General features: G+C 72.6%; 17 protein-coding genes. 5 read left to right on the forward strand and 12 right to left on the reverse strand.

Translation table 11 applies throughout. The features are described from left to right. Nucleotides 1-87: 87 nt before the first annotated feature. From ACK1X7_RS43880 to manD, 5 genes are all read right to left on the reverse strand, one after another. Nucleotides 88-510 carry a YchJ family protein gene (locus ACK1X7_RS43880; RefSeq protein ID WP_390794881.1) on the reverse strand — a complete coding sequence of 141 codons (423 nt, stop codon included), beginning with the start codon at nt 508-510 and terminating at the stop codon, nt 88-90. Nucleotides 511-625: 115 nt separating this feature from the next. Continuing rightward, on the reverse strand, nt 626-1,657 hold the full coding sequence (locus tag ACK1X7_RS43885) for an NAD(P)-dependent alcohol dehydrogenase (protein WP_398159554.1): 1,032 nt from the start codon (nt 1,655-1,657) through the stop codon (nt 626-628). Nucleotides 1,658-1,666: 9 nt separating this feature from the next. Then, on the reverse strand, nt 1,667-3,037 hold the full coding sequence (locus ACK1X7_RS43890; protein ID WP_413116598.1) for an MFS transporter: 1,371 nt from the start codon (nt 3,035-3,037) through the stop codon (nt 1,667-1,669). Between the two features lie 33 nt (nt 3,038-3,070). Beyond that, nucleotides 3,071-4,504 (reverse strand): mannitol dehydrogenase family protein, encoded by a 1,434-nt coding sequence (locus ACK1X7_RS43895; RefSeq protein WP_390794882.1) that lies wholly within the window; start codon nt 4,502-4,504, stop codon nt 3,071-3,073. Further along, entirely contained in the window at nt 4,501-5,718 is a 1,218-nt protein-coding gene (gene manD / locus ACK1X7_RS43900; RefSeq protein ID WP_385148771.1) for a D-mannonate dehydratase ManD, read from the reverse strand. Before manD ends, ACK1X7_RS43895 begins: the two co-directional genes overlap by 4 nt. Before the next feature lie 127 nt (nt 5,719-5,845). On the opposite strand from manD, the gene ACK1X7_RS43905 reads away from it, so the two are divergent. Further along, nucleotides 5,846-6,604, forward strand: coding sequence for a GntR family transcriptional regulator (locus ACK1X7_RS43905; protein ID WP_390794883.1), 759 nt, complete (start codon nt 5,846-5,848; stop codon nt 6,602-6,604). Between the two features lie 127 nt (nt 6,605-6,731). On the opposite strand, the gene ACK1X7_RS43910 is transcribed toward ACK1X7_RS43905, so the two are convergent. After that, complete coding sequence (locus tag ACK1X7_RS43910) at nt 6,732-7,946, reverse strand: SGNH/GDSL hydrolase family protein (RefSeq protein ID WP_413116599.1); 1,215 nt, start codon at nt 7,944-7,946, stop codon at nt 6,732-6,734. Nucleotides 7,947-8,129: 183 nt separating this feature from the next. Here ACK1X7_RS43910 and ACK1X7_RS43915 point away from each other — a divergent pair, with 183 nt between their 5' ends. Beyond that, nucleotides 8,130-11,492 (forward strand): AfsR/SARP family transcriptional regulator, encoded by a 3,363-nt coding sequence (locus ACK1X7_RS43915; RefSeq protein WP_413116600.1) that lies wholly within the window; start codon nt 8,130-8,132, stop codon nt 11,490-11,492. A gap of 22 nt (nt 11,493-11,514) precedes the next feature. Here the strand turns inward: ACK1X7_RS43915 and ACK1X7_RS43920 are convergent, their stop codons facing one another. The 3 genes from ACK1X7_RS43920 to ACK1X7_RS43930 form a co-directional block, all read right to left on the reverse strand. Next, nucleotides 11,515-12,267, reverse strand: a complete 753-nt coding sequence (locus ACK1X7_RS43920) for an SDR family NAD(P)-dependent oxidoreductase (RefSeq protein ID WP_385148759.1) — start codon at nt 12,265-12,267, stop codon at nt 11,515-11,517. 84 nt (nt 12,268-12,351) lie between these two features. After that, the gene (locus tag ACK1X7_RS43925; RefSeq protein ID WP_361508320.1) at nt 12,352-12,783 is read right to left on the reverse strand and encodes an Rrf2 family transcriptional regulator; all 432 of its coding nucleotides are present in this window, start codon (nt 12,781-12,783) and stop codon (nt 12,352-12,354) included. Between the two features lie 132 nt (nt 12,784-12,915). After that, a complete protein-coding gene (locus tag ACK1X7_RS43930) occupies nt 12,916-13,287 on the reverse strand; it encodes a MerR family transcriptional regulator (protein WP_385117884.1) in 372 nt (123 codons plus the stop codon). Nucleotides 13,288-13,520: 233 nt separating this feature from the next. Here ACK1X7_RS43930 and ACK1X7_RS43935 point away from each other — a divergent pair, with 233 nt between their 5' ends. Together ACK1X7_RS43935 and ACK1X7_RS43940 are read left to right on the forward strand one after the other, a co-directional pair. Next, on the forward strand, nt 13,521-15,449 hold the full coding sequence (locus ACK1X7_RS43935; RefSeq protein WP_413116601.1) for a sulfatase-like hydrolase/transferase: 1,929 nt from the start codon (nt 13,521-13,523) through the stop codon (nt 15,447-15,449). A gap of 154 nt (nt 15,450-15,603) precedes the next feature. Next, a complete protein-coding gene (locus tag ACK1X7_RS43940) occupies nt 15,604-16,338 on the forward strand; it encodes a DUF429 domain-containing protein (RefSeq protein WP_390794886.1) in 735 nt (244 codons plus the stop codon). A 224-nt stretch (nt 16,339-16,562) separates the two neighbouring features. Here ACK1X7_RS43940 and ACK1X7_RS43945 read toward each other — a convergent pair whose 3' ends face one another. After that, nucleotides 16,563-17,717 (reverse strand): transglycosylase family protein, encoded by a 1,155-nt coding sequence (locus ACK1X7_RS43945; RefSeq protein WP_390794887.1) that lies wholly within the window; start codon nt 17,715-17,717, stop codon nt 16,563-16,565. Nucleotides 17,718-19,232: 1,515 nt separating this feature from the next. On the opposite strand from ACK1X7_RS43945, the gene ACK1X7_RS43950 reads away from it, so the two are divergent. Further along, nucleotides 19,233-20,066, forward strand: a complete 834-nt coding sequence (locus ACK1X7_RS43950; RefSeq protein WP_385148744.1) for an MOSC domain-containing protein — start codon at nt 19,233-19,235, stop codon at nt 20,064-20,066. Between the two features lie 28 nt (nt 20,067-20,094). On the opposite strand, the gene ACK1X7_RS43955 is transcribed toward ACK1X7_RS43950, so the two are convergent. Next, entirely contained in the window at nt 20,095-20,505 is a 411-nt protein-coding gene (locus tag ACK1X7_RS43955) for an SRPBCC family protein (RefSeq protein ID WP_413116602.1), read from the reverse strand. 61 nt (nt 20,506-20,566) lie between these two features. Then, a complete protein-coding gene (locus ACK1X7_RS43960) occupies nt 20,567-21,580 on the reverse strand; it encodes an Lrp/AsnC family transcriptional regulator (RefSeq protein WP_385148738.1) in 1,014 nt (337 codons plus the stop codon). Nucleotides 21,581-21,589 lie beyond the last annotated feature (9 nt).

Below are 21,589 nucleotides of genomic sequence, written 5' to 3' on the forward strand. Positions count from 1 at the left end.
GGCACCAGAAGGCGTCGGCGACGACACGGGAAACAAATGACCAAGTGTCGGCGCGGATCGTGACCGCGCCTGCCCCTGTGGAGGGGGTCAGTCGCCGGTCACCCCGTCGAGGTAGACCCAGTCGCCCTCGTGGCGTACGAAGCGGCTGTTCTCGTGGAGCGAGCCCGCCCGGCCGCCCTCGGTGTAGTGGGCGCGGAACTCGACGGTGCCCGTGGTGTGGAACGCGCTGCCCTCGGTGGTGCCCAGGATCTCCAGGCGCACCCAGCGCACCCCCGCGTCGAGCCCTGCGCCGGGCGGCCGGGTGGTGGGGTGCCAACTGCGCAGCAGATACGCCTCGTCCCCGACGGCGAAGGCGCTGTAGCGCGAGCGCATCAGTTGCTCGGCGGTGGTCGCGCGGGCCTGGCCGCGGTGCAGCCGGCCGCAGCAGTCGTCGTAGGCCGCGGGCAGCCCGCAGGGGCAGGAGGCCGGGGTGGGGCGGGCCGGCCGCGGGCGTCGGGTACGTCGGGACATGATCCCCATTTTGACGGGTGGGACGGACGGGGTGCCGCCCCGGCCCGGACGGCGGCTCAGGGCTCGACTGTTCGGGTGGCCATGGCTCAGGGCCGACCGCCCGGACCGTCATGGCTCAGGGCTCGATGACGACCTTCAGTTGTACGGGGTCGGAGAGCGCCGTCTGGAGCGCGTCCGCCGTGCGTTCGAGGGGGAAGCGGGCGGTGACCAGCGACTCCAGGTCGATCCGTCCGGTGGCGGCCAGGGACACCGCCGCGGGGAATTCCCCGGCGTAGCGGAAGGCGGTGACCAGGGTCAGCTCCTGGCGCTGCATCCAGGCCAGCGGCAGCGTGGTGCGGGGCCGGGGCGGGTTGCCGACGGCGACCACGGTGCCGCCGGGGCGTACCGCGTGCGCGGCGGCGGCCAGGGCGGATTCGATACCGGAGCAGTCGAGCGCGATGTCGAACACCGGATCCTTGGGGAGGGGTTCACGGGAGGTGTCCAGGGCGCGGTCGGCGCCCAGGCGGCGGGCGTGGGCCAGCCGGCCGGGGTTGACGTCGGTCACCACGGTCTCGCCCGCCCCCACGGCGCGGGCGGCCTGGAGGACCAGCAGGCCGATCGGCCCGGCACCGGTGATCAGCACCCGGTCCCCGGCCGTGACATTGCCGCGGCGCACCGCGTGCAGGGCGACCGCGAGGGGCTCGATGAGCGCCCCGGAGGTGAGGGGGAAATCGCCGGGCAGCGGATGGGCGAACTCGACGGGCACGGCCAGATGTCCGGTCAGGGCGCCGTCGGTGGGCGGGGAGCCGAAGCAGCGGCCGTGGGGGCACTGGTTGTAGCGGCCCGCGCGGCAGGCGCGGCAGCGCCCGCACGGGATGGCGGGCTCGATCGCGACCCGGGTGCCCGTGGGCAGGGGGCCGTCGCCCGCCACGACCGTTCCGGCCGCCTCGTGGCCGAGCGCGGTGGGAGAGCGGAGCACATTGGGGCCGTTCTCGCCGTGGGCGTAGTAGTGCAGATCGGAGCCGCACAGCCCCACCGCGCCGATCTCCACGAGAACCTCGCCGGCGGCGGGTCGCGGAATCGGGCGCCGCTCGATGCGCACGTCCTTGGGGCCGTGCAGGATCGCGGCGGTGGCGTCGTTCATATCGGGGTGGTTCTCCTCGTGCATGAGTGGGGCTCAGGCGGCGGACAGCCGCAGCGGTTCGACCCGCTGGACGACCAGGCCGTAGGTGAGGGCGCCGACCACGCACAGCGCGCCGGAGAGCATCAGCGGTGCGACGAAGGAGTGGTGGAAAGCGCCCAGCAGCAGCCCGGTGGTGGTGGAGCCGAGGACCCCGGCCAGGTTGGAGGCGAAGTTCTGGATGCCGCCGAGCGAGGCGACATGGCGCGGGGTGGGCGCGACGTCGGCGGGCAGGCTGGCCACCGAGGCGGCGGAGAAGGCCAGGCTCGCGTAGCTGACGGACAGCAGGACCAGGGCCCACATGGCGCTGGGGACGAGCACGGCGAAGGCGATGACCGAGGAGAAGAGCATGCCGCACACCAGACAGGTCTTGCGGGCCCGGGTCACCGACCAGCCGCGGCGCAGCAGCGTGTCGCTGGTCCAGCCGCCGAGCAGACTGCCGGCGATGGCGACGACGCCGGGCAGGGCCCCGTAGAAGCCCAGCTTGAGCAGGTCGAAGCCGCGGGCGTCGACGAGGTAGCTGGGGAACCAGGTGATGAAGAAGTAGATGACGTAGTTGAGGCAGAAGAAGCCGATCATCATGCCCCAGACCGTGCGGTGCCGGAACAGGTCGCGCCAGCGCACGGCGGGCTCCTGCGGCGCCGTCTCCTCGGCGGGGCTCTCCTCGAGCCGGGCGCCGCCCGCCGTGACGTACGCGCGCTCCTCGGCGCTGAGCCCGCCGCGCGCCGTGGGCTCGCGGTACGCCTTCAGCCACAGCGCCACCCACAGCAGGGCCACGGCGCCGGTGACCCAGAACGCCATCCGCCAGCCCTGCCAGGCGATCAGCGCGGTCACCACCGGGGCGGCGACGGCGGTGCCGGCCCGGGCGCCGTTGTCCCAGACGCTGTTGGCCAGCGCCCGTTCGCGGACCGGGAACCAGCGGGAGACGGACTTGGCGCACGAGGGGTAGGCCGGGGCCTCGCCCGCGCCGAGGGCGAGGCGGGCGAAGAGCAGGCTGCCGATGCCACGGACGAAACCGGTGCCCACGGTGACCAGCGACCAGAGGAGCCCGCCGATGGCGAACATGCGCTTCTCGCCGTAGCGGTCGATCAGCGCCCCGGCGGGCAGTTGGCCCAGCGCGTAGGTCACGAAGAACATACTGAGGATGACGCCCTGCCACTCGGGGCCGATGTGCAGGTCATCGGTCATATAGGGCAGGGAGATGGAGATGGTGGCGCGGTCGACGTAGTTGACGGTCATGCCCAGGAAACAGAGGAAGACCATCAGCCAGCGGGTGTTGTGCCGCAGTCCGCGTGGGCGCGGTGGCGCGGGGCTGGCCTCGTCCTGGGGCGGTGTGTCGGTGGCGGGGGCGATTCTGGGCGTCTTCAAGGCGGCTCTCCTTTGCAGGGGCGGTGCGTGCGGTCAGCGCGGCGGCCGGGCGCCGGAGTCCAGCTCCGCCCGTACGGACGCGACGAGGGCGGCGTCGTCCGCGAGGTCCTCGGCGCCCAGCAGCCGCAGCAGCCGGCGCGGGGCCTCGGAGTGCGGGCCGTCCCAGGCCCGGCGCAGCTCCTCGGCGCGCGGATCGTCCAGGGCGTGGTCCCGGGTGCGGCGGGCCCAGGCGGCGAGCGCCGTGGCCAGGAGGGGGGTGTCCCGTCCGGCGGCGCGCAGCTCGCGCAGCGGGGCGAGCCACCGTTCGGGGATCTTCTGGGAGCCGTCCATGGCGATCTGCTGGATGCGATGGTGCATCGCGGGGTTGGCGAAGCGGTCCACCATGCTGTCGATGTAGGCGGGGAGGTCAAGACCCTCGGTGGGCGGCAGGCTCTGGGCGGCCTCGGCGCAGAAGGCGCGTACGGTCTCCTCGCCCCAGCCGGTGGCCAGGACATCGGCGACGGTCTCGCATCCGGCGGCCAGGCCGAGATAGGCGATGAGCGAGTGGGCGCCGTTGAGCAGCCGGAGCTTGGCGAGCTGGTAGGGGGCGACGTCCGCGACGAAGCGCACCCCCGCCGCCTCCCAGCGCGGGCGGTCGGCGGCGAAGATGTCCTGGAGGACCCACTGGGTGAACGGTTCGCCGGTCACCGCGCCTTCGTCGGCCACGGTCAGCGCGCGGGCGGCGGTCAGCCGGTCGGCGTCGGTGGTGGCGGGGACGATGCGGTCGACGACGGTGGCGGGGAAGGCGACCGAGCCGGTGATCCAGTCCAGCAGGCGGTCACGGTCCTGCCACGCGGTCGCGGCGATGAACTCCCGCACCAGGCGGCGCAGTACGGCGCCGTTGTCGGCCATGTTGTCGCAGGACACCAGCGACACCGGGGCGCCGCCTTCCCGCAGCCGGGCACGGAGCCCCGCCGCGAGTTGCCCGGCCACGCTCGCGGGGGCGGGCCGTCCCGCCAGATCGCCCCGGACGAGCGGGTCGTCCAGGGCGAGTCCGCCGGTGGCGGCGTCCCGCCGGTAGCCCTTCTCGGTGACGGTGAGGGTGACGACGGTGACCTCGGTGGAGGCGAGGAGCGTGCCGAGCCGGGGGCCGTCGTCGGCGGCGTGCAGCACCTCGGTCACGGTGCCGACCACGCGGGTGGCCGGGCCGTCGGGGCGCCGCTCGGTGAACGAGTACAGCCCGTCCTGCGGGCGCAGCGCGTCCACGACGGCCCGGCTGCGCTGGGTGACACCGGCGATGCCCCAGCCGCCGCCGTGCGCCGCCTCGGCGGCTTGTGTGGCGAGGGCCTGGTGGGCGCGGTGGAAGGCGCCGATGCCCAGATGCACGATCCGGGGGCGCAGCGCCCGCGGATCGATCGGCGGGCGGCTGCCCGCGGGGACGTCGGGCAGCGTGGCCAGGGACAGGCGCCGCGTCGGGTCGGTGCTCACCAGTCGTGCACCGACCCGTCGGTACGGCGGCTCACCGGAAGGTACTTCGGGTCGTACGGGAAGCGGGCGGCCGCCTCCTCGTCGAGCTCGATGCCGAGGCCGGGCGCGGCCGAGGGGTGCAGCGCGCCGTCGCGCAGCTCGTAGGACGGCCGGAACACCTCATGGGTGAGCGGGTCGTGCGCCATGTACTCCTGGATGCCGAAGTTGGGTACGGTGACATCGAGGTGGACGGCGGCGGACATGCTCACCGGCGACAGGTCGGTGGCACCGTGCGAGCCGGTGCGCACCTGGTACAGCTCGGCGAGGTGGAAGATCCGCCGCAGATGGGTGATTCCGCCGGCGTGCACGACCGAGGCGCGGATGTAGTCGATGAGCCGCTCGGTGATGAGCTGCTGGCAGTCCCAGATGGAGTTGAAGACCTCGCCGACCGCTATCGGGGTGGTGGTGGACCGGCGGATCTGGCGGAAGGACTCCTGGAGCTCGGCGGGGGTGGGGTCCTCCATCCAGAACAGCCGCACCTCCTCCAGGCTGCGGCCCAGCCGCCCCGCCTCGGTGGGGGAGAGCCGGTGGTGGACGTCGTGCAGCAGATGGAAGCCGAAGCCGAACCGCTCGCGGACCGCCTCCAGATAGCGCGGTGCGAAGTCCAGATACGCCTCGGTCGACCAGGGCTGTTCCTCGGGCAGCGCGCCGGTGGCGGGCTCGTAGACGGTGGCGACCGTGCCGTGGCGGATGCCGTAGGTCCCCGGTGAGCCGGGGACGGCGGCCTGGGCGCGGATCGCGCGGTAGCCCATCTCCTGGAAGCGGGCGACGTCCTCCAGCAGCTCGGGGATGTCGCCGCCGCTGGCGTGGCCGTAGACCATGGCGCCCTCGCGGGCCTTGCCGCCCAGCAGGTCGTACACCGGAAGGCCCGCGACCTTGCCCTTGATGTCCCACAGCGCGGTGTCCACGGCGGAGATGGCGGTCATGGTCACCGGGCCGCGGCGCCAGTAGGCCCCCTTGTAGAGGTAGTGCCAGGTGTCCTCGATACGGGCGGGGTCGCGGCCGATCAGCAGCGGTACGAGGTGGTCCTCCAGATAGGAGGCGACCGCGAGTTCGCGGCCGTTGAGGGTCGCGTCACCGAGACCGGTCACGCCGTCGGAGGTGGTCACCTTCAGGGTCACGAAATTGCGACCCGGCGAGGTGACGATGACCTTGGCCTCCGTGATCGTGGCCATGCGTATGTGCTCCTCACTGAGCGGGCTCCCGGGGGCTCCGGGGGTTCCCGGGGGTGGAGTCCGGGCTGTCGGTCGGCTACCATACAAGTACGTCAGTGAGGCGAGTCAAGGGTTCGGAAGGGGTCGGATGGCACCGGCGGAAGGACTGCACGCGGCACGCTCCCGGGGGCGCAACACCCGGCAACTGGTCCATGAGGTGCTGCGTTCGCGCATCGTCGGCCTGGAGCTGGCGCCCGGCTCCGCCGTCTCGGAGAACGATCTGGCGGCCGAGCTCGGGGTCAGCCGCACCCCCGTCCGCGAGTCCCTGATCCTGCTCGCCGACGAGGGACTGGTCGACATCTATCCCCAGATGGGGACGTTCATCTCGCGCATCCGGGAGCGGGATGTCGCCTCCGCCCAGTTCATCCGGGAGGCGCTGGAGTGCGCCGCGCTGCGGGAGGCCGTGGAGAAGGCCACCGCACGGGATGTGGCGGAGCTGCGGGCGCTGCTCACCGCGCAGGAGGAGGCCGACCGGCACTCCGATATGCAGGGCTTCTTCCAGCTCGACGAGGACTTCCACGCCCGGCTGATGGCCGTCAGCGGACACGCCTCGGCCTGGCCGGTCGTCAGCCAGGCCAAGGCCCAACTGGACCGCGCCCGCAGGCTGTCACTGCCCATGACCCAGCAGATGTCCCTGCTCATCGGCCAGCACCGGGAGGTGGTCGACTTGCTGGAGGCGGGCGATCTGGACCGGGCCGACGGGGCGCTGCGCTCCCATCTGCGGCTGGTCTTCAGCGATGTGGAGAAGATCCGCGCCAAGCACCCGGAGCTCTTCAGTGACGAGGACGCCCCCCTCAGGCCGCGCCGCGACAGCGCCCGGCGCACCGCCTCCCAGGGAGACGGCTGACCCGGCCGAGGGTGACCCGTTCGTCCCCCTGTCCGGAACCGCCGGAACACCGAAGCGTTCCGGCGGCGGACCGGCCGACTCCCGGACCGGCCGACTCCCGGACCGGCCGACTCCCGGACCGGCCGGCTCACAGACCGGCCGACTCAGCCGACAGCGACAGGTCTATGGAGTCGGCCAGCGCCCGGTAGCCCGCGTCGTTGCCGTGCAGATGGTCGCCGGCGTGGAAGTCCTCCCGGATCCGGCTGGGGCGGCCCGGGTCGCGCCAGACGGCGTCGAAGTCCAGCACGGCGTCGAAGGCGCCACTGGTGCGGATCCATTCGTTGACCGCCTGGCGTGCGCTCTCGCCCTCCGGTGTGCAGACCTCCGCGCCCTCATACGGCGGGATCGTCGTGGCGTAGACCCTAACGCCGTGGTCATGCGCCCGGGCGATCAGTTGGCGGTAGCCCGCGATGACGTCGTCCGTCGTCACCGGCGCGCCGGGGAACACCTTCAGGAAATCGGCCAGGGGGCCGTCGCCGTCCCGCGGGGCGAAGGAGATGGCGAGGTCGTTGCCGCCCACGGAGAGCACCACATAACCGAGGCCGGGCGTCGCCAGCACATCGCGGTCGAAGCGGGCCGCGGCGGCGACCCCGATGCCGTTGTTGAGCATCCGGTTGCCGCTGATGCCCTGATTGGAAACGTAGCCGGTGCCCTCGCCACGCTCGGCGAGACGCTCGGCCAGCAGCTCCGGCCAGCTCCGGTTGGTGTCCGGGGTCGAGCCGGCGCCGTCGGTGCGGGAGTCGCCCAGCACGACGATGGCCTTGGCGGGGGCGTCGGGAAGCAGCTCGACGGCGGAGATCAGGGCCCGTACCGGCAGCACCTCGGCGTTCTCCGGCAGGGTGGGGGAGGCGACCGCGTCGCCCGGAATCGTCCAGCCGGTGTCCAGGACGGGGTCGTGGCAGGTGCAGGTCTCCACGCGCCCTGGCAGGTAGAGGCTGATGGACAGCTTGGCGAGGGCGGGCAGGGGCAGGTCGACCGGGTCGCCGAGGAGCGGCGCGCCCGCCGGGACGGTGGCGGCCGACGCGCCGGAGAAGGTCAGCACGCGCTCGCTGCCCGGTCGCACCCCGCCATCGGGCGCCGCGAGGCCCACCCGCGCCGCGCCGATGGTGAACGGCGCGGTCCCGAACTCATTGGTGAAACGGATGCGCACCCGGCGGCCGCCACCGCTGACGCGCACCACCTGGCGCAGGGTCACATCGGCGAGGGGCGGGTGGTCGTTGAGCGAGCCGAGCCCGTCGTGGGCCGCCTGGGGCGAGGCGCCCCAGCTCCGGACCCAGTTGCCGGCGTTGTCCGTCCCTGTCATCTGTTGCCTCCATTGCTCGTGAACGTGGTGCGGCATGAGAAGACTGAGGCGGGTCGCTCACAGGGGGCTCACACGGCGCTGACACGCTGCTGGCACGGGCGCCCTGATGCGGGGCCGTGATGCGGGGCCGTGATGCGCGGCCGTGATTTGGGGCCTTGTGGGTGGGCGCGCGAAGATCGGGGAATGGACAGGGGCGCACGGCTTCGCATCACGCTGCTCGGCCGGTTTCAGGTGTCTCGCGAAGACACCGTTCTGACCCTTTCGGGCGCGCGGTTGCGGGGGCTGCTCGTCCGGCTGGCGCTCGCCGGTGGCCACGCGGTCGAGCCCGGTGTGCTGGTCGACGCGATCTGGGCCGAGGAGCCGCCGTCCGGCCCCGCCCACGCCCTCCAGACCCTCGTCTCCCGGCTGCGCCGCGCCCTCACCCCGACCGACCCGGCCAGTGGCGTGGTCGTGCAGGTCGCGGGCGGCTACCGGCTGGCCGTGGACGCGGCCGACGTGGACGCGCTGCGCTTCGAGCGGCTCACCGCGGCCGGTCGGGAGGGGCTGCGGGCGGGTGCCCCGGAGGCCGCGGTCGCCGCGCTGTCCGAGGCCGTGGCGTTGTGGGACGGCCATCCGGGTGCCGAACCCCCGGCCATCGCCGCGGTCGCGCCCACGGTCGCCACACGGCTGGCGCGGATGTCGATCGAGGCGGTCGCCGATCTCGCCGACGCCGAATTGTCGCTGGGGCGGGCCGAGTTGGCCGCCGCCCGGCTGACCGGGCTGCTGGCCGAGCAGACGGTCAACGAGCGGGCGGCCGCATTGCTGATGGACGCGCTCGCCGCTCAGGGCCGTCAGGCCGAGGCGCTCGCGGTCTACGAGCGGGTCCGCGAGACGCTGGCCGACGTCCTCGGCGCGGACCCGGGCACCGCCCTGCGGGAACGCCATCTGCGCCTGCTGCGCCCCGCCCGGTCCCTGCCCGTGCCGGACACCTCGGCCGGGGGCGCTCCGGCCGGGAGCCCGGCGGCTTCCAGTGCCCCGGCCGACGCGGCCGCAACCGTACGGAACAACGGGGGCCAGGCGGGGGGACAGGCGGCCGCCGAACCCGACCGGATCCGGCCGACCAACCTGCCCGCGCCGCTGACCAGCTTCATCGGCCGCGACGACGACCTCGCCCGCATCGACACCCTGCTCACCACCGGACGCCTGGTCACCGTCCTCGGCCCCGGCGGCGCCGGGAAGACCCGGCTCGCGCTGGAGGCCGCCCGTCGGCACCACCACGCATGGCGCGACGGGGCCTGGCTCATCGACCTCGTGTCCGTCACCGAACCGGCGAAGATCGCCACGGCGGTGCTCACCGGGACCGGGCTGCGGGGCGGCGCGATGCTCGACGCCCGCAAGCGGATCGAGGGTGACGAGCTGGACGTCCTCGTCGGCGAGCTCGGCGGCCGGGAGACCCTGCTGCTGGTCGACAACTGCGAGCACCTGATCGACGCCGTGGCCCACCTCGTCTCGGCGCTGCTGCCCCGCTGCCCCGGGCTGCGCGTGCTCGCCACCAGCCGCGAACCCCTCGCGGTCGACGGCGAGGCGCTCGTGCCGCTGGCCCCGCTCGCGCTGCCCGACCCGGACGACGGCGTCGAACAGGCCCGAAGGGCGGCCTCGGTGCGCCTGTTCACCGAGCGGGCCGCCGCCGTACGACCCGGCTTCGACGTCGACGAGACCTCGCTGCCCGACATCGTGCGCGTGGTGCACGGGCTGGACGGCCTGCCGCTGGCCCTCGAGCTGGCCGCCGCCCGGTTGCGGACGCTGTCACTGCCCGACCTGGCCGACGGACTCTCCGACCGGTTCCGGCTGCTCACCACCGGCAGCCGCACCGCACCACCCCGGCATCGCACCCTGCGCGCGGTCATCGCCTGGAGCTGGGAGCTGCTGGGCGAGCACGAACGCACCGTCGCGGAACGCGTCTCCATCCTGCCCGGCGGCGTCACTCCCGCCTCGGCCACCGCCGTCTGCGCCGGCACCGCCGTGCCCGTGGCCGACATCCCCGAACTGCTCGCCACCCTCGTCGACCGGTCACTGCTGAAGCTCGAGCCCGGCACCGGCCGCTACCGCATGCTCGAAACCATCCGCGAGTACGGCGCCGACCGCCTGACCGACACCGGCGAGATCGGCACGGCCCGCGATCTGGCCGCCGCCCACTTCACGGAGCTGATGACCCGTCATGACCCGCTGCTGCGCGGGCCCGGCCAGCTCACCGCCATGAAGGTCGTCGGCGCCGAGTACGACAACACCCTCGCCGCCCTGCGCCACCTGTGCGCCACCCGCGACTCCAACGGGGCGACCGCCCTCGCCCTGACCCTGATCTGGTACTGGCAGATGTTCGCCCGCCACTCCGACGCCGCCTACTGGCTGGGCGAGGTGCTGGCGGTGACCAGCGGCGGGCCGACGCCCGAGCGCGACTGCGTCCTAGCCGCCTACCTGCTCAACCGGGCGGACATCCTGTCGGGGGTCACCGCCGGGGAAGCGGCGGACGACCAGGCGGAGACGCGCGAGCTGGCCGACCGGCTGCTCGCGCATCCGGAGCTGCCGAGCCACTACCGGGTGTTCGGCCCGGTCCTGCTCTTCCTCCAGAAAGAGGAGGCCGCGCTCGAGATCTTCCAGCGCCTGGCCGACGGCGACGACGTGTGGCTGTCCGGGCTGGCCCATATGTTCCAGGCCGAGATCGCCGAGAACGCGGGCGCCCTGACGCGGATGCGGGTCCATGTGAAGGCGGCCCTGGCCCGCTTCCGGCGGGCGGGCGACCGTTGGGGCCAGGCCGCCACCCTGCCGATGAGCGCCCACCTGCGGCGATACGACGACCTCGACGGCGCGCTGGCCGACCTGCGCGAGGCCCGGACGCTGGCGGGCGAATTCGGCTCGCTCAGCCTCGGCGACCAGCTCTACAGCGACCTGCGCTGGATCGATGTGCACCTGCGGAGCGACGACACCGACCGGGCGATGGCGGTGATCGACTCCGCCCGGGAGCGGGCGCTGCACGCGTCCTCGGCGGACATGCTCGTCCTGGTCGACGTGTGCGAGGCCGACTTCCGGGTGCGGCTCGGCGACCTGGACAGAGCGGGCGACCTGATCGACGCCGCCGAACGCCGTCTGCTCGACGAAACCGCGTTCCCCACGGACCACATCCGGACGCTGGTCGGCAACGCACGGGCCGCGCTCTGCCTGGCGCTGGGCGACCTGCCCGGTGTGGACAAGGCGCTGCGCGAGGCGTACGCGGCCGCGCTGGCGACCCGGGATCTGCCGATCCTGTCACTGGTGGCGGTGAACGCGGCCGCGCTCGCCGAGACGCGCGGGCGGCCGCACGAGTCGGCCGTGCTGCTCGGGGCCGCCGCCCGGCTCCGAGGCACCCATGACCACACCGATCCGCGGGTCCGTGAGCTCACCCGCCGGGGTGAGGCCGCGCTGGGCGGCGAGGAGTTCGCCGCGGCGTACGCGAAGGGCTGGGAGCTGGACGGGAAGGCGGCCGTGACCGCCGCCGACCCGGCCCGGCTGTCCGGCACCGTCGACGGATAGCGGAGCGGGGCGTCAGCAGTCCCTAGAGCTGGGTGACGCCGCCGTCGACGAACAGCTCCGCACCGGTGGTGAAGGAACTCTGGTCGCCGGCCAGATAGAGGGCGGTGGCGGCGACCTCGTCGGGACGACCGGCGCGACCGAGCGGGGTCGGTGCGGCGGACTCGGCCGCCTTGGACTGATCGTCCTGCGGGAACGCGGCCCGCAGCTCGTCACCGCCAGGGGTCTCGACAGGGCCGGGAGTCAGGGCGTTGACCCGGATCCGGCGGTCGGCCAGCTCGGCGGCCCATGTGCGGGCGAGGCTGCGGATCGCGGCCTTGGTGGCGGCGTACACGCCAAGGCCCGGGGCGGCGCGAAGGGCCGCGCTGGAGGAGAGCAGCGTCACCGAGGCGCCGGCCGACAGCAGGGGCAGGGCCTTTTGGACGGTGAAGATCGTGCCCTTGAGGTTGACGGAAGTGGTGCGTTCGTACTCCTCCTCGGTGATCTCGCCGAGAGGGCCGTAGTCTCCGAGGCCGGCATTGGCGACGACGATGTCGAGGCGGCCGCTGCGCTCCTTGATCTCGGCGAAGAGCCGGTCGAGGTCGCCGAGCCGCGACACATCGCCCTGGACGCCGATCCCGCGGCTGCCGACCTGGGCGACGGCGGCGTCCAGTTCCGCCTCGCGGCGGCCGGTCAGATAGACCGTCGCTCCCTCGGCGGCGAACCGGCGGGCGATGGCCAGACCGATGCCGGTGGAGGCGCCGGTCACCAGGGTGGTCTTGTTGTCGAGCTGTCCCATGGGGTTCTCCGAATCTTGAGGTAACAATTTTTGTTACATTGACGGGGTGCGGAAGAGCGCCACCTCCCGCCGCCGGGAGACGGGCTAGGCGGCCTTGAGTACGTCCCGCAGGACGTCCTCCAGTGTGGTTTTCGTCAACTCCCCGCGAAGGGTGGCCTCGATCTCGCCGTAGACGGCGGTCAGCGCCGGTCCGATGCCGTGGCCCACCACGCATTCGGGGTCGGGTGTCGAGCGGTGCAGGGCGAAGACCGGCCCCGGCTCGATCGCCTCGTAGACATCGAGCAGGGTGATCGCCGCCAGGTCCCGTGAAAGCGTCCAGCCGGCGCCGGCGCCTCGCCGTGAGTCGACAAGGCCCGCCCGGCGCAGCTCGGACAGCAGGCGGCGGATCACCACCGGATTGGTGTTGACGCTCGTCGCGATCTGCTCGGAGGTGGCGACGTCGTGGCCGCGGCGCTGGTACAGCCCTATCCATGTCAGGGCATGCGCCGCGATGGTCAGCCTGCTGTTGGCGCTCACGTCGGACCTCACCTCCCTCGACCCTTGTCGTAACAGTAAATGTTACGTCGCTGTGTGGCAAGTCCCTGCCGGTGACCCCGGGCCGGGCCGGGACGCATGCGCCACGGATCCGGGCCGGGCTCCCCGGGTGGGTCAGCCGGCGGTCTTGTTTCCGAGCACGGCGTCAAGGTAGTCGGAGATCGCGTCCCGGTTGCGGGTCAGGCACTCGATGCGTTGGCTCATGCGGTCCCGCTCGTTCTCCAGCGTGGCGATCATCTCCGGGGTGGCGTCGGAGAAGTGAATGTGCCGCGGCTTGTCGAGGCACGGCAGGATCTGCTTGATGATCCGGGTCGGAAGCCCCGCGTCGAGCAGCCCCCTGATCTGGAGCACCCGGTCGACGAGACGCTCGTCGTAGGAGCGGTAGCCGTTCGCACAGCGGTCGGGCAGGATCAGCTTCTGCTCCTCGTAGTAGCGCAGCAGCCGGCGCGGTGTGCCGGTGCGCTCCGAGAGCTCTCCGATGCGCATGTGTCCGTCCTTGTCTCTCCGCCGGTGTGCCGCCGAACGGCTGACTTTCACATCCATGTGAGGGTTGCAGCGTATCGTGGGCGGGTGCGTTCGCGAGCGGGTGGGAGACGCCGGGAAAAGTGCCAGGTGATTGAACGCAGGCCCCCGGCGCGCCGTACGGATGACGACGGGCCCGACTACCCGAGCCGGGTCCGCCGTGTCACCACCGGGCTTCGCAGGGAAGGACCTTCGGGTTGTCGCGCCAATCGAGCTCTCATCAGCGGTCGGAAACGGACAAGGGCACCACGGAGCAGGACCCGACGGAGGGCCCGACTCCGGAGGGCCCACCTCAGGCTGAGGCCGAACCTGAGGCCACGCTGGATCTCCCTGCCCAGCGGCAGGATGACACCGGGGAGCGGGACGAGGCCCCCGACCAGGAGGTGAGCACCGTCCACGACACGGCCGCCGCCCCCAAGGGCTGGCGGGCCAAGTACCCCGCCGTGGCGCGGACGGTGGCATGGACGGCCACGGGACTCTCCCTCGCCCTTGTGTTCCTCGCCCTCCTCCTGCCGACCCAGCTCAGCCTCATCCACCCCAGCGCCTTCATGCGCATCCCGGTGGAGGGGGTGTTCGGCGCCACGCTGCTGCTGATGCTGCCGTCACTGGCGCGGCGGGTGGTGGCGGTGCTCGCCGGGGTGGTCCTCGGCGCGCTGACCATATTGAACCTGCTCGACATCGGCTTCAACGAGTTCCTCGGCCGTGGGTTCAACGTGGTGCTCGACTGGATACTGCTGGACGACGCCCAGTCCTACGTCAAGGACGCGCTCGGCGGGACGGCCGCCACCGCCGCCGTGATCGGTGTCGTGGTCCTCGCCGTCGCGTTGCTCGTCCTGATGGGGCTCGCCGTCCTGCGGATCAGCAACGTCATGGCGAGGAACACCGCCGTGGCGACCCGTACCACCCTGGTGCTCGGCACCGTCTGGGTCATGTGCGCGGCGCTCGGCGTACAGGTGGCCGGGGCGCCGTTCGCGTCCCGGAGCACCACCGCGCTCGTCCAGGACCGGGCGGAGCGGGTGCGCAAGACCCTCAAGGACGAGCGGGAGTTCGCCAAGGTGGCCGCCGTCGACACCTACGGCGACACCCCCGGCGACCAACTGCTGACCGGGCTGCGCGGCAAGGACATGATGTTCACCTTCATCGAGAGCTACGGCCGCTCGGCCATCGAGGACCCGGCCATCGCGCCCGGTGTCGACAAGACCCTCAAGAACGCCACCAAGCGGCTGAACAAGGCCGGGTTCGCCGCCAAGAGCGGCTGGCTCACCTCGGCCACCTACGGCGGCAGCAGTTGGCTGGGACACTCGACCTTCCTCACCGGCCTGTGGATCGACAACCAGAACCGCTACCGCACCGTCACCGCGGGCGACCACATGTCCATCACCCGCGCCTTCCAGCGCACCGGCGCCTGGCGGACGGTCGGCATCATGCCGGGAGTCACCAAGGGCTGGCCGGAGGGCAAGTTCTACGGCCTCGACCACGTCTACGACTCCCGCGACCTCGGCTACAAGGGCCCGAAGTTCAGTTGGTCGACGATGCCCGACCAGTACACCCTCAAGGCGTTCGAGCACCTGGAGCACGGCAAGAAGCGCGACAAGCCGCTGATGTCGGAGATCATCCTCACCTCCAGCCACCAGCCCTGGGCGCCCATCCCCAAGACGATCCCCTGGAGCCAGGTCGGCGACGGCTCGGTCTACAAGGCCATCCAGAAGGCGGGCAAGAATCCCGCGGATGTGTTCACCGACCCCCACAAGGTGAAGACCGAGTACGGCAAGTCCATCCAGTACTCGGTGAACAGCCTCATCGACTATGTGCTCAAGTACGGCAACAAGAACACCGTGCTCGTCTTCCTCGGCGACCACCAGCCCCTCTCCCGGGTCAGCGGCAACAACGCCAGCCGGGACGTACCCGTCGCGATCGTCGCACACGACAAGGCAGTGCTCGACCGGATCTCCCACTGGGGCTGGGAGGACGGCCTGATGCCGGGCGCGAAGGCCCCGGTGTGGAAGATGAGCTCCTTCCGCGACCGCTTCCTGGACGCCTACGGCCCGAACCCCGGCGGCCCCACGGCCCCTTCCTCCCCGTCGGCCGCACCGAAAGCCTCGGCGAAGGGTTCCGCGAAGCCATAGCCATCGACGGCCCTGGGCGCGCAGGGGGCTGGTCCGTCGCGAAGCCCAACCGGCATAGCGAGAAACCACCCCTTCAGAGGGCGGAGGAGTCATCGCCCGTCCTTTCGCGCCGTTCTGACCCGTACCGGCCCATCGGCATGGTCGGATACGGCGCATGGGTTCCCGTCGCGATGCTTTTCACACCCCGCCCGCACCCGGATGCGCCGGATCACCCGTCGTGGGGGTGGACGCCTGCCGTACCGGCTGGGTGGCCGTGGCGCTGTGCGAGGAGGGCCGCTTCGCCGGGGCGGATACCGCAGCCGGGCTGAGTGAGCTGCTCGGCCGGTTTCCGGGCGCCGCCGTGGTGGCGGTCGATATGCCGCTGGGGCTGCTGAGGACCGGATGGCGCGAGGCGGAGGCCCTGGCCGTGGGGATGGTGGCCCCGCACCGCTCCCGGGTCTTCCCCGTGCCGCCGCGCGGGGTCTGGGAGGCGGATGACTATGACGACGCCAATCAGCGCTGCCGGGAGCTGACCGGTCAGGGGCTGAGCCGTCAGACCTGGGGGCTGGCCGCGAAGCTGCGCGAGGCCAACGCGTGCCGCGACGGGGGCGACCACCGGCTCTACGAGGTCCATCCCGAGGTCTCCTTCGCCGCCGTCAACGAGTCGCGGCCGGTGGCCTGGAGCAAGAAGAGCTGGAACGGCCAGGCCCTGCGCCGCCGGTTGCTGGGGGACCAGGGCATCGTGCTGCCCGGCGACCTCGGACCGGCCGGCCGGGTGCCGCCGGACGACGTCCTGGACGCCGCGGTGGCGGCCTGGAGTGCGCGGCGCATCGCGCTCGGGGCCGCCCGGAGCCTTCCCGATCCGCCTCAGGAGGCGGACACCGGGCTGGCCGTCGCGATCTGGTACTGACCGGGCCCCGTGCGGATGGCGGGAGGCCGCCCGAGCCGTGCCTCGGGCGGCCTCCCCTTCCCCCACCCCCTGGAGATGGACTATGGGTGTTCGGCGGGTCTTTCCCCTTCCCGTCCCCTTCCCGTGCCCTTCAGTTGCCGGGGGCGGGGAGGGAGCGGCCTGCCGCAGGCGGCAAGGTCCGCCGGACACTTCCTCGAGGGGCGCCGTGCTTTAGGTGCGAGCCGTCAGACGCTGACGCCGCGTGAGCGCAGATAGGCGAGCGGGTCGATGTCGGACCCGTAGTGCGGGCCGGTGCGGACCTCGAAGTGGAGATGCGGTCCGGTGGCGTTCCCGGTGTTGCCGGACCGGGCGATCCGGCGGCCCGCCTCGACCGACTGCCCCGTACGGACCGTCAGCGCCGACAGATGCCCGTAGTGGGTGTAGAGGCCGTCGGCATGGCGGATGATCACCTGGTAGCCGAAGGCGCCACCCCAGCCCGTCGCCACCACGGTGCCCGGGGCGGCCGCGCGTACCGAGGTGCCGATGGGGACCGCGAAGTCCACGCCGGTGTGATGGCCGCTCGCCCACCGCGCGCCGCGGATGCCGTACGCCGCGCTGACCGTCCCGCTGACCGGGGCCATATGCGGGCGGGCGGCCGCCTTGCGGACCACGTGGCTCGAGATGGCCGAGGCGCGGTGGCGGGGCGCCGCCTTGCGCATGTGCCGGGCGCCCGCGGGCAGGGCGAGCCGCTGCCCCGGGTGGATCAGATGGGGATTGGGGCCGATGGTCCCGCGGTTGGAGTGGTACAGCGCCTTCCAGCCACCGCTGACCGACGCACGCGTGGCGATGCGGGACAGCGTGTCGCCGCGGACGACCGCGTAGGAGCCGGACGCCGCGCGCCGGGCGGTGTGCTGCCGGGCCCGGGACTTCGCGGCGGACTTGGCCGACTTCCTGGAAGGCTTGGCCGGGTGCTGGGCGCGGGGTTCGGTACTGCGGCTCGCCACCTCGGCGGGCGGGCCGGACCGGGACAGTCGGCCGCGGACGGAGCAGACCGGCCACGCGCCGGGGCCCTGTTTGCGCAGGACCACCTCCGCCACGGTGATCTGCTGGGCCCTGGAGGCCAGATCGGCCCGCGCGGCGTAGGCGGTGCCACCGAACGCCGCCCAGGTGTGCTGGGAGAACTGAAGCCCGCCGTAGTAGCCGTTGCCGGTGTTGATGTGCCAGTTGCCCCCGCTCTCGCACTTGGCGACCCGGTCCCAGGTGCCGGCCGAGGCCGCGTGGGCGGGGCCGGCGCCGAGGAGCGGCAGGACGATGCCGACACCGCCGGCGGTGAGGGCCGCGCACAGCGGGGAGATCCGGCTGGACGATGCGGGGCGTCGGTGACTTCCTCGTACGGCCATGAGGCTGGTTCCTCTCGACACAACGGCGCTCGACATGCCCTCCGGAGGACCCGGCGGGCTGTACGAGTACCGCAGCCCGGCCCCGCTGGTCACAAGGCGCAGGGGGCCTCATGGACGGCCGCGCGCCGCCTGGTGCGACCCCGGAATCCGCTGACGCCCCGTCATCTGCGGGGCGGGAGGCGCATGGGAGGCCGGGGGCGCACGGCCGTCGGCGCGGCGGACCCGGCGGGCCGGGGCGGATGTGGACGATCACGCCCCGCTGGACGCCCTCGTACGGCGGGAAATGATTCTCCGGGGCGCCGGACGGGGCGGACGCTATTCCGCCGGATTCGTTTCCGGATGATCGGTGAGCGATCCCGGACGGCGGGTCGGGCGAATTGCGCCCGGGGCATGGACAGTTGAAGCGCGGACGAGCGGCGGGCGGCTCAATACGGCGCCTGATGCGGGCCGGACGTGCGGCACGGGATCTTCCTCGGCGCTATTGCGTCGCGGCCCAGTCAAGATCGGCCGCTTGGCGGCCGGGCCGCGGCGGGCGGCCGTAACCGCGCGGCACCGCGCTGGAACGGGCCGTTCCGTTTCTGTCCTGCGGCAACCGGAGAATGCCGGGGAGTGGAGGAGAGAGAGGAGAGCGGGAGGCGGAGCGAGGGGCGGGAAATAGGACGGCCTTACGGGGGAGCGGGGGAAGAGGGGGACGTCTGGGCGAACGTGCCAGCCGGGCCCGGCGGCGTTTCCCTGCGCGCGGCGGGACCTTGAATCGTATCTACGGGGGCGTGCCGCCGACCGCGGCGTTCAGCGGCGGGGCCGGCCGGGAGCGGGGGCGGCCCGGGCGAAGGCGCGCGGGAGATGGTGGGGACCGAGAGTGCCGGGCGCGGAACCCCGGCCCCGGCTTGTCCCTTCTCCGGCATCCGGTATGGCCCACGGAACAGCGGGAGTCGCTTGGCGCCCGGAGCAACTCGCGCTCGTACGAACGGACTTGACTTGGCGTTTACCGTATCTCTTGTCATGCATCGCCGCGCCGACCGCCCATGCGCCGCGGCAGTTCTCCGAAAAGAGCCGGTCGTCATGGCGGCCGGGAACTGGCGGAGAATCACACGGTCCGTGTATAGCGGGAACCGCGCCGCCGCGCATATCATTGCCTCACATCGACTTCTCCCCTTCGAGCCGCTCTCAGGGGCGGCACCGAAATCATCACCCTTCACCCCGCCGGTCCGGGCCCCCGGGCGACGCCGGAGACCGCGCTTTTCCCGCGATCTCGTCCGCCGCTCCAGGGAAACGGTCGGATTTGGGTTCCTGTCGGCGGGAGGCGCAGCGCGCCTACGCCAAGTGCCGGTGGTCACCGGCCGTACGCGGTGGGTCATTCGGCGTACTCCGCGCTACGCCCTGCCGCCGGACGCATGGCCGGGGGCGCATGGCGGAGCCGGGTCGTGCCATGAAACGCCGGTCGGGCACCGGGCGGGCGCGCAGGGGCACCCCGGCCAGACGATCGGCGACACGATCCCCGGGTAGGGTTGCCGCGTGGCGATCGTTGTCGAGCTGACTTCTTATCCCGTCAAGGGCTGCGCGGGCGTTCCCGTATCCGAGGCGCTGCTGACGGAGGCGGGTCTGCGGCACGACCGCAGCTTCATGGTCATCGGCGAGGACGGAGAGTGCCGCACGCAGCGGCGCGATCCCCGGCTCGCCGTCATCCGCCCCGCCATCGACCCGGACGGCACCCGGCTCACCCTGTCGGCACCCGGCGAGGGCGAGGTGGCCATCGACGTCGACACCACCTCCGCCCGGCGCGAGGTCAAGCTGTTCCACAACCCCTTCCTCGGTATCGACCAGGGCGATGACGCCGCCACGTGGCTATCGCGGGCGCTGGGCGCGCCGAGCAGGCTGGTGCGGGTGCCCCCGGAGCACGACCGGGTGACCGAGGGATGGATCCCCGGCACCAGCGGCTACGCCGACAGCGCCGCCGTGCACCTCGTCTCCCGGGCCAGCCTGGACGGGCTGAACCAGCGGATCGCCGAGGCGGGCGGCGCCGCGCTGCCGATGAACCGCTTCCGGCCCGGCATCGTGCTCGACGGATGGGACGAACCCCATCGTGAGGACCGGATCCGCAGGATCGCCATCGGCGGCGCCGAGTTGGGCTTCGCCAAGCCCACCGCCCGGTGTGTCGTGACGACCGTCGATCAGGTCAAGGGCGTCAAGGCGGGCCCGGAGCCACTGCGCACCCTGGCCGGCTACCGGCGCGGGCCGGCTGGCGCCACCCTGTTCGGCTGCCAGTTCTCCGTGACCCGCGCCGGGAAGCTGGCCGTGGGCGACGAGGTGGATGTCATCGAGTGGGACGGGCCACCGCCGGGGGAGTGACCGGAAGCGCTCAGAACGAGGTGAGCGCTCAGACCGACGCGAGCACCTTGGCGAAGTTGTCCAGGAGGTGGGCCGCGCCCTCCTCGGCCTGGGCGCACTGCTCCTGCGGCGGGGCCGGCTGCCGGAGCACCACCCGGGTGCGGCCGTCGCCCAGCTCGGCGAAGGTGGCGGTCATCTCCATGACCCCCTGCGGAAGGTCCAGGGTCCACACCAGCCGCTCCTGGCCGACCACCTCGCGGTAGACGCCACGCATCGGCATCTCGCCACCGGGAGTGGCGATGTTCGCCTTCCAGGCGCCACCCGGCCGGACGTCGAGGGCGACGGACTCGGGGGCGGCGCCGAACCAGCGGGCGAAGTACTCCGGCTCGGTCCACACCCGCCACACCGTCTCGCGCGGTGCGTCCAGGTCCCGGGTGATGGTGATCTCGCTGTCGCTCATGGTCTCTCCTCGGCGAGCGGGAAGGTGTTGTCACCCATCAGACCGGCCCGCCGTGCGGAACTCATCGCTCCTGGCTCAGCAGCCTTCCGTCCTCCCGGCCGATCCAGTACCGGCGCAGCACATCCAGGAACACCGACACCTCGCAGGCGGTGATGCCGGGGAGCTTCGCCAGATCGCGGGTGAGCAGCTCGGCGAGGCCGTCCTCGTCCCGGAACACCCCGTGGTGGATCACCGAGGAGGTGCCCGCGACGATCGAGACATAGCGCGCCGAGGGATGCCGGGCCAGCGCGTCGGCCACTTCCTGGATGGCCCCGGGGGCGGCATGCAGCTCGATCACGACCTCCAGCGCATAGCCGAGCAGTGCCGGTTCGATCTCCACACGGGGCCGTACCAGACCGCGCTGGAGGAGCGACTGGGTCAGCCGGTAGGCGGTGGACCGGCTGATGCCGAGCCCGCGCGCCACATCGGCGGCGCTCGCCCGGGCGTCCTGGCGCAGCAGCTCCACGGCTCGCAGCTCGTCGTCGCTGAACTCGGTGACGGCGGTGGGCTCCGCCACCGGATCGGCGACCTCGCGCAGCGCCCGCACCTGGGCGTCGTCCAGCTTCCGCAGCCGCCAGGAGTCGGACTTCGTCGTCGCCCTGAGCACCACTTCGGTATGGGCAGAGCGCACACCGGGGACGGACGGGATCCGGGTCATCAGCAGCTCCCGGGCCCGGTCGCGCCGGGTCGCGTGCAGGGAGCAGTAGACATCGGTACGGCCCGTGGTCGTGGCGACGAACGGTATCTCGGGCAGCTCGGACAGCCGCCGGGCCACCTGCCACGCCTGCCCCGGGGCCGTGGCCACCCAGACGTGCATGGGGTTGCCCTCGGCCAGCATGGGCCACTCCACCTGCCCGATCACCCGCAGCAGCCGCTCCTCCCCGAGCCGGGTCAGCCGGCGGCCGACGGTGCTGGCCGAGCTGCCGAGCACCTCGGCCAGCGTGCTCAGCGGCGCCCTCGGCGCCACTTGCAGGGCGGCCACCAGATCGAGGTCCGCGTCGTCGAGTACCGGTGGTGTGGTGGGAACGGCTGCCATGGATACGAA

Source organism: Streptomyces sp. CY-1 (assembly GCF_047218265.1).
Classification (GTDB): Bacteria; Actinomycetota; Actinomycetes; order Streptomycetales; family Streptomycetaceae; genus Streptomyces; species Streptomyces niphimycinicus.